The sequence below is a fragment of the Pseudomonas sp. AK181 genome, assembly GCF_051122975.1.
Lineage (GTDB): Bacteria > Pseudomonadota > Gammaproteobacteria > Pseudomonadales > Pseudomonadaceae > Aquipseudomonas > Aquipseudomonas lactis.
Genome location: NZ_CP146348.1, coordinates 4385549 through 4400657, shown reverse-complemented (window position 1 = coordinate 4400657; position 15109 = coordinate 4385549). Strand labels below are relative to the sequence as shown.

Genomic DNA, 15109 nt, shown 5'->3' with positions numbered 1-15109 from the left:
TCCTGAATTCGAATGATTGAAGGTCAGTGGCGTTACCCTAAAGCAACGCGGGGCCAGGGAACAGACTCACCTGGCCTTAAAACGTGAGGTTCACGCGGCTTTGGGCTTGGGTGGAAATTTCGGCGCGTGCAGACCCAGCTCCATACCGCGCTCGACCATGCCCATGATGTCTTCCTGCGCCACGTCGAACAGGCGCTTGAGCTCGGGCAAGACGAAGTACAACGGTTGCAGGATGTCGATGCGATAGGGGGTGCGCATCGCTTCCAGCGGGTCGAAGGCCTGGTGCTCGGGCTCGTCCGACAGGCAATACACACTTTCTTTAGGCGACGACAGAATGCCGCCACCGTAGATGCGCCGCCCTTGTGGCGTGTCCACCAGGCCGAACTCGATGGTCATCCAGTACAGGCGCGCCAGGTACACCCGTTGCTCCTTGGTGGCCGCCAGGCCGAGCTTGCCATAGGTGTGGGTAAATTCAGCGAACCAGGGGTTGGTCAGCAGCGGGCAGTGGCCAAAGATCTCGTGGAAAATATCTGGCTCTTGCAGGTAGTCCAGTTCTTCACGGGTACGAATAAAGGTCGCCACCGGAAACTGCTTGCTGGCCAGCAATTCAAAAAAGGTTTGGAAGGGAATCAGCGCCGGCACGCGGGCGACTTGCCAGCCGGTGGTGTCGGCCAGCACCTTGTTGATTTCGCCCAACTGGGGAATGCGGTCCAGGGGCAGGCCGAGCTTGTCGATACCGTCCAGGTATTCCTGGCAGGCGCGGCCCTCGATCACTTTCAACTGGCGAGTGATCAGGGTATTCCACACCGCGTGTTCTTCGGGCGGGTAGTGGATAAAACCTTGCGCATCGGGCTCGCGGGCCACGTAGTGCGTCTGCTTCATACGGCTCTCCTGCTAGGCATTCGTTCTTGTTATGTCCTGGGATGCCTCTATTGATAACCGGATAGGCGCAGGATTCCATCAGCCATTAGAGGATGCGTGTAGGAAAAATTACCGATAATCGTAAAGTATTCGTTACGATAGGCCCGCCTGTCGCAGCTATGGGCTGGGAATAGCGGCCGTACTGTCACATAATCTTGACGACTATCTGCGCCCAGCGGCAAAAAGACGCGGCGCCTACTCCCTTTTCGAGTTTTTCCATGCGTATCAAAGTGCACTGCCAGAACCGCATCGGCATCCTGCGGGACATCCTCAACCTGCTGGTGGAGTACGGGGTCAACGTCGCCAAGGGCGAAGTCGGCGGTGAGCATGGCAACGCCATCTACCTGTTCTGTCCTAACCTGGTGAACATGCAATTCCAGGCGTTGCGCCCGCAGTTCGAGGCGATTGCCGGGGTGTTTGGCGTCAAGCGGGTAGGGCTGATGCCCAGTGAGCGTCGGCATATGGAACTCAATGCATTGCTCGGCGCCCTGGAATTTCCGGTGCTGTCCATTGATATGGGCGGCTCCATCGTGGCCGCCAACCGTGCGGCGGCGCAGTTGCTGGGCGTACGGGTGGATGAAGTGCCGGGGATTCCCTTGTCGCGTTACGCCGAGGACTTCGACCTGCCGGAACTGGTGCGCGCCAGCAAATCGCGAATCAATGGCCTGCGGGTTAAGGTCAAGGGCGACGTATTTCTGGCGGACATCGCGCCCTTGCAATCCTCCGAGCACGATGACAGCGAAGCCATGGCCGGCGCCGTGCTCACCCTGCACCGCGCCGACCGTGTTGGTGAGCGTATCTATAACGTGCGCAAGCAAGAGCTGCGCGGTTTCGACAGCATCTTCCAAAGCTCCAAGGTCATGGCCGCAGTGGTGCGCGAAGCGCGGCGCATGGCACCGCTGGATGCGCCGCTATTAATAGAAGGCGAAACCGGCACCGGCAAGGAGCTGTTGGCCCGGGCCTGCCACTTGGCCAGCCCGCGCGGGCAGTCGCCGTTGATGGCGCTCAACTGCGCGGGGTTGCCCGAGTCGATGGCCGAGACCGAACTGTTTGGCTACGGCCCCGGCGCATTTGAAGGGGCGCGGGCCGAAGGTAAATTGGGCCTGCTTGAGCTGACGGCGGGCGGTACCTTGTTTCTGGATGGCGTGGGAGAAATGAGCGCGCGCTTGCAGGTCAAGCTGCTGCGCTTTCTGCAGGACGGGTGTTTTCGCCGGGTAGGCAGTGATGAAGAGGTGTACCTGGATGTGCGGGTGATCTGCGCGACCCAGGTGGATTTGTCGGAACTCTGCGCCCGGGGTGAGTTTCGCCAGGACCTTTATCACCGGCTGAATGTGCTGTCGCTGCATATCCCGCCGTTGCGCGAATGCCTGGATGGCCTTGCGCCGTTGGTCGAGCACTTTCTCGACCAGGCCAGCCGGCAGATCGGTTGCCCACTGCCCAAGTTGGCACCCGCCGCCATGGACAAGCTCAACCACTACCACTGGCCGGGCAATGTGCGGCAGCTGGAAAACGTCCTGTTCCAGGCGGTGTCGTTGTGTGAGGGCGGTACGGTCAAGGTTGAGCATATTCGCTTGCCGGATTATGGCGTGCGTCAGCCGCTGGGTGATTTTTCCCTGGAGGGCAGCCTGGAGGATATCGTCGGGCGCTTTGAGAAGGCGGTGTTGGAAAGCCTGTATGCCGAACACCCGAGCAGTCGCCAGTTGGGCAAGCGCCTGGGGGTGTCGCACACCACCATTGCCAACAAACTGCGTGATTACGAAGTGCTCAAGGCTGATCGCAGTTAAAACGGTGGGAGCTTGCTCCCGTGACGGACTGACAGCTGGCGCTGATCTCCCTGACGCACCGCGATCCAAATGTGGGGGCTGGCTGCCTGCAATGACGGACTGCCAGCCGACACATGTTTACCTGAAACTCCGCGATCCAACTGTGGGAGCTGGCTTGCCTGCGATGGCGGTCTGACAGTCATTCCGGCCAGCGTGGTTTAACGGGGCGCCTAAGATCAAAAGCAGATCAAGAGCGGCTCGCTTCGCATCGTGGGTACCGTCTTCTGCTACAGCCCACAAAGTTGTGTAGATACCTATGCTGCGATAGCGGACTGTCAGCTGGCATATCGGTGCCTGTTCCACCGCTATCGCAGGCAAGCCAGCTCCCACATTGGTTGGTATTGCCCACGGAATCAGCGCCCGGCATCAATCCCCTGTGGGAGCGGGCTTGCCCGCGATGGCGGAGGGTCAGTCAATTAATCTGCAACTGAACCACCGCTATCGCAGGCAAGCTCCACCTTTGATCTCTACAGGTTTGAAGGCCGGTGTTTGCCGCAGGCGGCAGTAGTCCGCCGTTTTTTCGACTGTTTCTCCCATCGCCGCTTTCACCTACCTCCACCAAACCCCCGCCCCGCCTGGACTTGCGCCTCTTTTAAAAAGTTGGTTCGCAAATTGCTTAAGCCTCCTCAGTACAGCGGTGGGCGGCAAGCGTCCGTCAGAAAGAGGATAGAGCGTGGACAAGTACCTTTATGTGGCAATGACCGGCGCCAGCCAGAATGCACTGGCGCAGAAGGCCCATGCCAACAATCTGGCGAACATTTCCACCAACGGTTTCCAGCGCGACCTGGAGCAGGCGCGTTCGATGCCGGTGTTCGGTGACAGCTTTCCGGCGCGGGCGTTTGCCATGACCGAGCGGCCGGCCACTGACTTTTCTCCGGGCGCGATGATCGAAACCGGTCGCGACCTCGACGTAGCCGTCAGCGGCGACGGCTGGATGGCCGTGCAAACCCCCGATGGCGGCGAAGCCTACGTGCGCAGCGCCAGCATGAACGTGGATGCCCTGGGCGTGCTGCGTGCCGGCAACGGTATGCCGATCATGGGCAACGGTGGCCCGATTGCCGTGCCGCCCCAGCAGAAAATCGAAGTGGGTTCGGACGGCACCATCAGCATCCGTGCCATGGGCGAAGGCCCGCGGGTGATGGCGGAAGTGGACCGTATCAAAATGGTCCAGCCTGACCTCAAGAACATGACCAAAGGCCTGGACGGCACCATCCACACCAAGGATGGCCAGCCGGCCCAGGCCGACGCGAACGTGCGGCTGACCTCGGGTTTCCTGCAGGCAAGCAACGTCAATGCCGTGGAAGAAATGACCGCGGTGCTGGCGCTGGCCAAGCAGTTCGAGCTGCACATCAAGATGATGAACAGCGCTAAAGAAGACGACCAGGCCATGACGCGCGTCATGCAGATGAGCTGATTCAAGCCCACTAATTAATTTGCAACGCAGCGCCAACCATCCGGCGCACGAAGGAGAACAGCATGCTTCCGGCTCTATGGGTTGCCAAGACAGGCCTGTCCGCCCAGGACACCAACCTGACGACCATTTCCAACAACCTGGCAAACGTGTCGACCACGGGTTTCAAACGTGACCGCGCGGAGTTCCAGGACTTGCTCTATCAGATCAAGAAGCAACCGGGCGCCCAATCGACCCAGGACAGCGAACTGCCGTCGGGCCTGCAACTGGGTACCGGTGTGCAGATCGTCGGCACCCAGAAAAACTTCAGCGCCGGTAACCTGCAGCAAACCGGCCAGCCCCTGGACATGGCAATCAATGGCCGCGGCTTTTTCCAGGTGCTGCAGCCAGATGGCACCACCTCTTACACCCGTGACGGCACCTTCCACCTGGATTCCAACGGCCAGATCGTGACCGCCAACGGTTTCGCCCTGGAGCCTGCCGTCGTGGTGCCGCCCGACGCCAAGACCTTCACCGTCGGCAACGACGGCACCGTGTCCATCACCGTCGCTGGCAACCCGGCCTCCCAAGTGATCGGCAACCTGCAAACCGCCGACTTCATCAACCCGGCCGGCCTGCAGGCGATGGGCAACAACCTGTTCCTGGAAACCGCCTCCAGTGGCGCGCCGCAAATCGGCACCCCTGGCTTGAACGGTTTCGGCACCACGCTGCAAAGCACCCTGGAAACCTCCAACGTCAGCACCGTTGAGGAGATGGTCAACATGATCACCACCCAGCGCGCCTACGAGATGAACTCCAAGGTGATTTCCACCGCCGACCAGATGCTTTCGTTCGTTACGCAGAATCTGTAATCAGTCTATGGGGCGCCCTTGAGGGTGCCTGCAACACCGTGAGGTTAGGGTCATGAATCGCTATGTTTGTGTGTTGGCATTGAGTGGGATCGCCGTGCTTGCGGGCTGTGTCGCCCCCTCGCCAAAGCCTAATGACCCGTACTACGCGCCGGTGTTGCCACGCACGCCGCTGCCGGCGGCGGCCAACAATGGCTCGATCTACCAGGCCGGGTTCGAGCAGAACCTGTACAGCGACCGCAAGGCGTTCCGGGTCGGTGACATCATCACCATCACCCTGAACGAGAAGACCCAGGCCAGCAAGAACGCCAACTCGCAGATCGGCAAAAACAGCAAGACCAGCATCGGCCTGACCTCGCTGTTCGGCGGCGGCCTGAACACCAATAACCCGCTGGGCAGTGGTGACCTGAGCCTGGACGCCGGCTACAGCGGCGACCGTGCCACCAACGGCAAAAGCGCGGCAGGGCAGGGCAACAGCCTGACCGGTTCGATCACCGTGACCGTCGCCGATGTATTACCCAACGGCATCATTGCCGTGCGCGGTGAAAAGTGGATGACCCTCAACACCGGCGACGAGCTGGTGCGTATCGCCGGCATGGTCCGCGCCGATGACATCTCCACCGACAACACCGTGCCGTCGACGCGCATTGCCGATGCCCGCATTACCTACTCGGGCACCGGTTCGTTCGCCGATGCGAGCCAGCCCGGCTGGTTCGACCGCTTCTTCCTCAGCCCGCTGTTCCCTTTCTAGGTGGCCATTTTGAAGTTCAAACAGCTGATGGCGATGGCGCTCTTGTTAGCCTTGAGCGCTGTGGCCCAGGCCGAGCGCCTGAAGGACATCGCCAGTATTTCCGGCGTGCGCTCCAACCAGTTGATCGGCTATGGCCTGGTGGTGGGGCTCAACGGCACGGGTGACCAGACCACCCAGACGCCGTTTACCCTGCAAACCTTCAACAACATGCTCTCGCAGTTCGGCATCAAGGTACCGCCTGGCTCGGGCAACGTGCAGTTGAAGAACGTCGCGGCAGTGTCGATCAGCGCCGATCTGCCTGCGTTCGCCAAGCCGGGGCAGGTGGTGGACATCACTGTTTCGTCCATGGGTAACTCCAAGAGCCTGCGCGGCGGCACCTTGCTGATGACGCCGCTCAAAGGTATCGACGGCAACGTCTACGCCATCGCCCAGGGCAACTTGGTGGTCGGCGGTTTTGATGCCGAAGGCCGCGACGGTTCGAAGATCACTGTCAATGTACCGTCGGCCGGGCGTATCCCTGGTGGCGCCACGGTTGAGCGCACCGTACCGAGTGGCTTCAACCAGGGCAACAGCCTGACGCTGAACCTCAACCGCTCCGACTTCACCACCGCCAAGCGCGTGGTCGACAAGATCAACGACATGCTCGGCCCTGGCGTGGCCCAGGCCATCGATGGCGGCTCGATTCGTGTCACTGCGCCGCTGGACCCAAGCCAGCGTGTGGACTACCTGTCGATCCTGGAAAACCTTGAGGTCGACCCCGGCCAGGCCGTGGCCAAAGTCATCATCAACTCGCGCACCGGCACCATCGTAATCGGCCAGAACGTCAAGGTCTCGCCGGCGGCGGTGACCCACGGCAGCCTGACGGTGACCATCACCGAAGACCCGATCGTCAGCCAGCCTGGGCCGTTGTCCGGTGGCCAGACTGCCGTGGTCCCGCGTTCGCGCGTCAATGCCCAGCAAGAAGCCAAGCCGATGTTCAAGTTCGGCCCCGGTACCACCCTGGACGAGATTGTCCGTGCGGTGAACCAGGTGGGCGCCGCGCCCGGCGACTTGATGGCGATCCTCGAAGCTTTGAAGCAGGCCGGCGCGTTGCAAGCCGACCTGATCGTGATCTGAGGCCATGGCCATGGATATGCGCAAGAGCGGCATCAGCAGCACGGCGGACTCGGGGTCTTACTCCGACCTGAACCGGCTTAACCAGCTCAAGGTGGGCGACGATAAAAACAGCGAAGGCAACCTGCGCAAAGTGGCGCAGGAATTCGAGTCGCTGTTTTTGAACGAGATGCTCAAATCCATGCGTTCGGCCACCGAGGCCCTGGGCAAGGACAACCCGCTGAACACCCCGGCCGCCAAGCAGTACCAGGAAATGTATGACCAGCAACTGGCGGTATCGATGTCCCGCGAAGGCGGCGGTATCGGCCTGGCCGATGTGTTGATGCGCCAGATGCAGAAGAACAAACCGGTGGAGGCCCAGGCCGCCACCTTGCAAGGCCCGGCGGCGGATGGGCCGGTGAAGAAAGTCGATGTGCCGACCGAGATTGCCGCCGGTACCCAGGCTGAAGGCCCGTTGGGCCGCTCCAATGGCCAGCGGCCTTTGTGGGCATATCGCGTGGCGGTGCCTGAGGGGGCCAGTACCCATGCCAACGACATGGAGCTGATGAACCAGCGCCGTATCGCCTTGCCCAGCAAGTTGGCCGACCGCCTGCTGGCGGGCATCGTGCCGAACGCTCCGGTCGAAGCCAAAGCCGCGCCCCTGCGTAACAGCGCTGCCGACGACACGGTCATCAACAGCAGCGCGCGGAGCTTTGCCGTGCCGAGCGGGCGCATGCAGGTGTATGGCCGTGCCATTGCCCAGCCACCGCTGGCGCCGGCCAAGAAAGCCTTCAGCTCCCAGGATGAATTTGTCGCCACCATGCTGCCGATGGCCAAGGCCGCCGCCGCGCGTATTGGTATCGACCCCAAGTACCTGGTGGCCCAGGCGGCACTGGAAACCGGCTGGGGCAAATCGGTGATGCGCGCCGAGGACGGCAGCAGCAGCCACAACCTGTTCGGCATCAAGGCTGGCCAGAGCTGGCAGGGCGGTCAGGCCCGGGCGATCACCAGCGAGTTTCGCGATGGTGCGATGGTCAAGGAAACGGCGCAGTTCCGTTCCTACAGCTCCTACCAGGACAGCTTCCACGACCTCGTGACCCTGCTGCAAAGCCATGATCGCTATAAAGAAGTTGTGAAATCAGCCGACAACCCGGAACAGTTTGTACGCGAGTTGCAAAAAGCCGGTTATGCAACCGACCCGGATTACGCCAGCAAGATTTCGCAGATCGCAAAAAACATGAACAGTTACCAGAGCTACGCTGCCGCTGGCGCAACCACACATTTATAAGGTCTGAACCATGAGTTTGCTCAGTATCGGGATGTCAGGGCTCAATGCCGCTCAAGGATCGTTGTCGGTCTTGAGTAATAACATCGCCAACGTGAATACCCCGGGGTACTCGCGTCAGCAGACCACGCAAAATACCAACGCGTCGAACCCGTTCGGCGGCGTATACATCGGCAGCGGCACCACCCTGGCCGATGTGCGCCGGGTGTACAACGAGTACCTGGACACCGCTTACCAGAACAGCACGGCGCTCAATAACGATGCCAAGGCATACCTGGATCAGGTCGGTGCCGTCGACAAAGTGCTGTCGGACAAAACCACCGGTCTGTCCTCGGTGCTCAGTTCGTTCTTTGCCACCCTGCAAACCGCCGCGTCCAACCCCAGCGACCTGTCGGCCCGCCAACTGCTGGTGACCAACGCCCAGACCCTGAGCAGCCGTTTCAACGCGATCTCCACGCAGTTGACCCAGCAGAAAGAGACGATCAACAACCAACTGAGCAGCATGAGTGATCAGGTCAATCAATTGACCGCCTCGATTGCCTCGCTTAACCAGCAGATCTCCCAGGCTCAGGGCAGCTCCAACAGCGCCCCGGCCAACCTGCTGGACTCGCGTAACGAGGCAGTACGCTCGCTCAATGAGTTGATTGGCGTGACGGCCACCGAGAAAAACGGCCAGTTCAGCGTGACCACCGGCAGCGGCCAGTCCCTGGTGGAGGGCGGGATCTCCAATAAGATTTCCGCCGCGCCAAGCAAAACCGATAACAGCCAATACACCATCCAGCTGGACATGAACGGCACCACCCTGGACCTGGGCTCGGTGATCAGCGGCGGCAGCATCGGCGGCCTGTTGCGCTATCGCAGCGATGCCTTGATGCCGGCCATCAATGAGCTGGGCCGTATCGCCATCGCCACGGCAGACACGCTCAACAACCAACTGGGCCAGGGTCTGGACCTCAACGGTGACTTTGGTGTTTCGCTGTTCAAAGACATCAACAGCGCCGCCGCCATTGCCTCGCGCAGCCAGGGTGCCTCGGGCAACAGCGCCGGCGCGGGCAACCTGAACGTGACGATCAAGGACAGCAGTCAGTTGTCCACGTTTGACTACACCGTGACCTTCAGCGACAAGACCGATCCTAACAAGATCACGGTGCTACGTTCGGATGGCAAGGCCATGGGCACCTTCGACATGAGCGCTACACCGCCGCCGACCCTGGATGGCTTCACCCTGGCGCTGGACGGCAAGGGCTCCATGGCGTTTGGCGACAGCTTCAAAGTCAGCCCCACCGCCACGGGCGCCAGCGGTATTGGCGTGGCGCTCACCGATGCGAACAAACTGGCGTTCGCCGGCCCGTTGGCAGGTACCAGCAGCACGACCAACAGCGGCACGGGCACCTTCACCCAGCCGGCCTTGACGGTGCCTCTGGATATCCATGGCGGCACCGACACCGCGCAGCTGCGCGCCGGTATTGAAAACTCGATGCCGGTGAAGATGGTGTTCGGCAAGCCTGCCGCCGACGGCACGCAGTCCTATACCATCAACGATTCCAAGGGCAACCCGATTGGCACTGGCTCGATCATTCCGGGGCAGGGCAACAAGATCACCGTGGACGTACCGATGCGCGACGCCAGCGGTGCCGCCATCCCTGGCAAGAGCTTCAAGTTCGACACCACCGTCAACGGCTCGCCGGCAGACGGCGACAGCACCACCTTTGCCTTCAACAGTGGCGGCAAGTCCGACGGCCGCAATGCCCAGGAACTGCTGAACCTGCAAACCAAGGCCACCGTCGGCATGGGCGATGGCAACGCGGGCACCAGCCTGGTGGGTGCCAACAGCAAGCTGGTCTCGACCGTGGGTGCCAAGGCCAGCCAGGCCGGGGTCGACACCGCTGCCACCGGCGCGTTGCTCAGCGCCAACAAGGAAGCACGCAACTCGGTATCCGGGGTCAACCTGGATGATGAAGCGGGCGACATGATCAAGTTCCAGCAGTACTACACCGCGTCGTCGCAGATCATCAAGGCTGCGCAGGAAACCTTCACCACACTGATGAATGCTCTTTAAGGGAGGCTGGGACGATGCGTATTTCTACACAGCAGTATTTTGAGACCAGCTCTGCCAAGTACCAGAGCAACTATTCCAGCGTGGTCAAGGCCCAGGACCAGGCCAGCTCCGGCGTGCGCGTGCAAACCGCAGCGGATGATCCGGTGGCGGCGGCGCGGTTGTTGATGCTGCAGCAGCAGAAAGACATGCTGGCGCAGTTCAATGGCAACATCGATACGTTGAAAAGCTCGCTGAACAATCAGGAAAGCGTGTTGGAGAATATTGGTGTCGCTCTGCAGACGGCCAGTGAGTTGGCGCTGAAAGCAGGCAACGTCGGTATCAGTGATGCTGACCGCAAGGCGATTGCTGATTCCATCGGTTCGATTCAAGATCAGGTGCTGGGCCTGCTCAACTCGAAAGACGCTAGTGGCAACTATTTGTTTTCGGGAAGCAAGGCCGATACTGCGCCTTACTCGCGTAACAACGATGGGACCTATAGCTACCAGGGTGATGACACGCCATTGAGCCTTAAAGTGGCGCAGGACCTGTCGATATCGATGGGGGATACTGCGAAGACCATGCTTGAAGGGTCGGCGAACACCGGGCGTACCCAGACAACACGTGTCCTCGTACCGCCTGAGGTGGATGATGGCAAAGTCGCTGTCTCAGCGGGCTTGATCGCTTCTGGAGCCAGTTATAGCAGTAGTTTCTCAGACGGACAGCCTTACAAGCTGACGTTTATCAGCAGTACCCAGTACAGTGTGAGCGACAACACCGGCAAGGACATCACCTCGGAGATTCCAGGCAACGGCGTATTTGACGCGTCCAAAGAGGGCGCTTCAAGCATTAGCCTGCGCGGGGTCAAGTTCGACATCAGCTTGAATCTGGGCAAAGACACGCTGGGCCAAGATGTGCTGCCCGGCGCGCCGTCGGACGCTATCGTCAAAGACCGCGAGTTCAGCCTATCGGTCAAACCGGACACTTTCAGTGTTTCGCGTACCCCGAGCAACCCGACCACGGCGCAACTGAGCGGCGGCACAGTAAGTGACTCGGCGGCTTACGCCAGCACGTTTCCTAACTCGGGCGTTATCGTTAAATTTGGTGTAGCCGGTGCTTATGATGTTTATGCGCAGCCTTACACGGCAGAGAGTAAGTCCATTGCCAACGGTACGCTGGCTCCCGGTGCAACTTCGATCACTGCCGCAGGTGTGACGTTCGACGTCACTGCTGCGCCTGCACCGGCAAGCGGCGATCAGTTTTCGATTGGATCTACCAGCAACAAGAACGAAAACGTCCTCGATACCCTCAGTCATCTGCGCAAAGTGCTTGAAACGCCTTCTGATGGTAATCTGATAGCACAAAAAGAACTCAAGGATGTTGTGGCCAGGTCCATCGGTAACTTGACTAACGCCAAAGGTCAGATTGCGCAGGTGCGTGGTGCTGGAGCTGCCCGTTTAAATGCGCTGGAAATCCAGACGCAGGAGAACACCAGCCTGGGCATCGCTAACACGTCGACCATGAGCTCCCTTGGCAACGTTGATATGGCGGAAGCAGCGATCAATCTGACGTTGCAGCAAACCATGTTGCAGGCTTCACAACTGGCTTTTGTGAAAATCTCGCAGTTGAGCCTGTTCAACAAGATGTAAGCGGCGTTTCGTCAAGCGGCCCACTCTGGAAACAGGGCGGGCCGTTGTCGTTTCTGGGGCGTAATTGTTGAAACGTTTTGCATAAACCACGCAAAATTGAGTGACCTGTGAGTCATAAAGCGCATCTTCACTGTATCGTGTGAAAAGGATAAGTCGTCACAGGGCCTTCATCGGGCGGCTTTCAGCGAGTTTTTCATGGGGTTATCCCCTTTATTGTCAGCACTCCCGGCGTAGCCCGAGGGGTGTTCTCCAGCTATTTAGTATTGGGAAGCCACAATGATTGGCATAAAAAGCATCGCCAGTTACGTGCCGGCAGACGGGATCGATAACTACGCCCAGGGTGCCAAATTCGCCAAGGATGAAGAGTTCATCATCGGCAAGATCGGTTCGGCGTTTCTGCCGCGCAAGGAAGCTGCACAGGAGACGTCCGACCTGTGCGTCGAAGCCGTCAACGCATTGTTCGCCAACAACCCGGATTTGAAGCGCGAGTCCATCGACGCGCTGATCGTCGTCACCCAGAATGGCGATGAAGAGGGCTTGCCCCACACCGCCGCCATCGTGCAGGACAAACTGGGCCTGCCGACTTACGTGGCCGCCTTCGATATTTCCCTGGGCTGCTCCGGCTACGTCTACGGCATCTACGCCATGAAAGGCTTCATGGAAGCCGCCGGTCTGAAAAACGGCCTGCTGATCACCGCCGACCCGTATTCCAAGATCGTCGACCCGGAAGACCGCAACACCACCATGCTGTTCGGTGATGCCGCCACCGCCACCTGGATGGGCGAAGACGCACCGTGGCTGCTGGGCAAATCCAAGTTCGGCACCGACGGCTCCGGCGCGCCGCACTTGAAGGTCAGCGACGGCGTGTTCTTCATGAACGGCCGCCAAGTGTTCAACTTTGCCTTGCTCAAGGTGCCGGCGCACTTGCACGAGCTGCTCAATGAGTCGGACCTCAAGGCTGATGATATCGACGCGTTCTGCATTCACCAGGGCAGCGCCGCCATCGTCGACGCCGTGGCGCGCCGCTTTGAAGAAGCGCCGGTGGACAAGTTCATCAAGGACATGGTCGAGACCGGTAACACCGTGTCGTCGAGCATCCCGCTGCTGCTGGAGAAGCACGTGATGGACGCGACCTGGAAGCGCGTGGCCATCAGCGGCTTTGGCGTGGGCCTGTCGTGGGGCTCGGCGATTCTTTATCGCCCGTGATGCTTTAGCGGCTGCACAAAAAACGCCGATGATCGAATGATCATCGGCGTTTTTTATTGGCGCCAGAAAAGCCAATGAAACCGGGATTTTTCACTTGTGTAAGTCCTTGAAATGAAAGGGCTGGCATAGGGCTACTAAAAAAACTCAAAAAAATCCTCAAGCAACCGGCTCACACGACGATAACTATTACGAAGGTTCTCTAGGCCAAACCCGGCGGTTGCCAGGGCCGGAAGCCGCAGTAAACAACCCCACGAGGATTTCGTCATGGCTTTAACAGTAAACACCAACATCACTTCCCTGTCCGTTCAGAAAAACCTGAACAAAGCCGGTGATGCTCTGAGCACCTCGATGACCCGCCTGTCTTCCGGCCTGAAAATCAACAGCGCTAAAGACGACGCCGCCGGCATGCAGATCGCCAACCGTCTGACCTCTCAGGTCAAGGGTATGACCGTCGCAATCGCCAACGCCAACAACGGCACTTCCATCGCCCAGACTGCTGAAGGCGCGATGCAAGAATCGACAAACATTCTACAACGACTGCGTGAACTGGCCCTGCAGTCCGCGAACGGTGATAAAAGCGACGCTGACCGTGCTTCCCTGCAGCAAGAATTCACCGCCAAATCCGGTGAACTGACCCGTATCGCCCAAACCACCACTTTCGGTGGTCGCAACCTGCTGGACGGTTCGTTCCAGAACGTTGCTTTCCAGATCGGTTCTGACGCCAACCAGACTATTTCGTTTGGTATGAGCGACCTGAGCGCCGCCGGCCTGAAAGGTACTTTCAGCGAAGCCAAGGTTGATGGCCTGACTACTACTTTGTCGGCTTCTGTAACTGCCAATGCTGTTGATCTGCCTGGCGGTACTCCAGCGAAAAGCACTACTTCTCCATTCGTGCAGACAGGTGCTGCTTTCGCAGCTCCCGCTGCCGACACTACCTTCAAGGTTAATGGTCAAGACGTAACATTTACCACTGCTGATACAGCTGCTACCGCCGCCACTAAGTTGAGTGCTGTTTCCGGTGTTTCGGCGACCGTTACCGGTGGTGCGCTGGTATTGACATCCAGCTCTGCAATTACCATTGGTGCAGGCGCAGTCGGTGGTTTGGACACGGCTACCGCTTCTGGTGGCGTTACCTCTATCACTCCTGCTGTAGGCGGTAAGCTTGACGCTGCAGCGGAAATCAACGTAAACGGCAAGAACATTGCTCTGGCTGTTGGCGATGATCTGGCTGCGATTGCTACTAAGATCAACGCTGCAACCGCAGACGTAGCAGGTCCACCTGTTGTTCCAGGTACTGGCGTCAAGGCTGCTGTATCGGCTGAGGGCCGCCTGGAGCTGACTTCGGCTGACGGCAAAGCCATCAAGCTGGGTAACGGCACTGGTGCCGCTGCCAACGGCGGTGCGGGCGCGCTGGCCAAGCTGGGTCTGTCTGCTGGTACTACCGAAGCCAAGCTGGGTGCTGCAACCTCCGTTAGCCTGAACGGTACCGAAGTGAAGTTCACTGCTGGTTCGACCATGGCCGACATCGTATCGTCCATCAACAGCGCCAGCACCGGTGTGACTGCCAGCAAAAACGCTGACAATACCCTGAGCCTGTTCTCCACCAAAGACATCACCGTTGCCGACGGCAGCGCAGGTACTGGCCTGTCGACCCTGGGTCTGACTGCTGCCGCCGCAGCGCCTACTGCTGCAGTCAAAATGGACACCACCGTTGCTGACCTGAGCATCCTGAATGCCGCCAGCGCTCAGCAAACCATCCAGGCTCTGGAAGGTGCGATCCAACAGGTAGACAGCCAGCGTTCCCAGCTCGGTGCGGTTCAGAACCGTTTCGACAGCACCGTGGCCAACCTGCAAAGCATCTCGGAAAACTCCACCGCAGCTCGTAGCCGCGTACAGGACGCCGACTTCGCTTCCGAAGCCGCTGAACTGACCAAGCAGCAAACTCTGCAACAAGCATCCACCGCGATCCTGTCCCAGGCTAACCAGCTGGGCTCCGCTGTACTGAAGCTGCTTCAGTAACATCGGTTAGCGGTTAGATAACGGAAGGGTGCGTCTAACGTGCCCTTCCGTTTTTTCAGTTTTGAGGTG

The 15109-nt window shown here is 59.5% G+C and carries 11 protein-coding genes; 10 read left to right on the top strand and 1 reads right to left on the bottom strand.

All coding sequences use genetic code 11. The features are described from left to right. Positions 1-90: 90 nt before the first annotated feature. Positions 91-882: a phenylalanine 4-monooxygenase gene (gene phhA, locus V8689_RS20050; RefSeq protein ID WP_032895932.1), complete on the bottom strand. Its 792-nt coding sequence runs from the start codon at positions 880-882 to the stop codon at positions 91-93. Positions 883-1139: 257 nt separating this feature from the next. On the opposite strand from phhA, the gene V8689_RS20045 reads away from it, so the two are divergent. From V8689_RS20045 to V8689_RS20000, 10 genes are all read left to right on the top strand, one after another. Continuing rightward, positions 1140-2705 carry a sigma-54-dependent transcriptional regulator gene (locus V8689_RS20045; RefSeq protein WP_056786456.1) on the top strand — a complete coding sequence of 522 codons (1566 nt, stop codon included), beginning with the start codon at positions 1140-1142 and terminating at the stop codon, positions 2703-2705. A 712-nt stretch (positions 2706-3417) separates the two neighbouring features. Further along, complete coding sequence (locus tag V8689_RS20040) at positions 3418-4158, top strand: flagellar basal body rod protein FlgF (RefSeq protein ID WP_003192988.1); 741 nt, start codon at positions 3418-3420, stop codon at positions 4156-4158. Positions 4159-4220: 62 nt separating this feature from the next. Next, complete coding sequence (gene flgG / locus V8689_RS20035) at positions 4221-5006, top strand: flagellar basal-body rod protein FlgG (protein ID WP_003192986.1); 786 nt, start codon at positions 4221-4223, stop codon at positions 5004-5006. A gap of 52 nt (positions 5007-5058) precedes the next feature. Continuing rightward, positions 5059-5754 (top strand): flagellar basal body L-ring protein FlgH, encoded by a 696-nt coding sequence (flgH, locus tag V8689_RS20030; RefSeq protein ID WP_032895934.1) that lies wholly within the window; start codon positions 5059-5061, stop codon positions 5752-5754. Positions 5755-5760: 6 nt separating this feature from the next. Beyond that, on the top strand, positions 5761-6870 hold the full coding sequence (locus V8689_RS20025) for a flagellar basal body P-ring protein FlgI (RefSeq protein ID WP_161794338.1): 1110 nt from the start codon (positions 5761-5763) through the stop codon (positions 6868-6870). A 4-nt stretch (positions 6871-6874) separates the two neighbouring features. Next, positions 6875-8134, top strand: a complete 1260-nt coding sequence (gene flgJ, locus V8689_RS20020; RefSeq protein ID WP_056786453.1) for a flagellar assembly peptidoglycan hydrolase FlgJ — start codon at positions 6875-6877, stop codon at positions 8132-8134. 10 nt (positions 8135-8144) lie between these two features. After that, positions 8145-10190 (top strand): flagellar hook-associated protein FlgK, encoded by a 2046-nt coding sequence (gene flgK, locus V8689_RS20015; protein ID WP_056786450.1) that lies wholly within the window; start codon positions 8145-8147, stop codon positions 10188-10190. 14 nt (positions 10191-10204) lie between these two features. Next, positions 10205-11815, top strand: coding sequence for a flagellar hook-associated protein 3 (locus tag V8689_RS20010; RefSeq protein ID WP_056786447.1), 1611 nt, complete (start codon positions 10205-10207; stop codon positions 11813-11815). Positions 11816-12091: 276 nt separating this feature from the next. Further along, the gene (locus V8689_RS20005; RefSeq protein ID WP_056786444.1) at positions 12092-13021 is read left to right on the top strand and encodes a ketoacyl-ACP synthase III; all 930 of its coding nucleotides are present in this window, start codon (positions 12092-12094) and stop codon (positions 13019-13021) included. A gap of 264 nt (positions 13022-13285) precedes the next feature. Beyond that, positions 13286-15040, top strand: a complete 1755-nt coding sequence (locus tag V8689_RS20000) for a flagellin (RefSeq protein WP_056786441.1) — start codon at positions 13286-13288, stop codon at positions 15038-15040. The last annotated feature ends 69 nt before the right edge of the window (positions 15041-15109 follow it).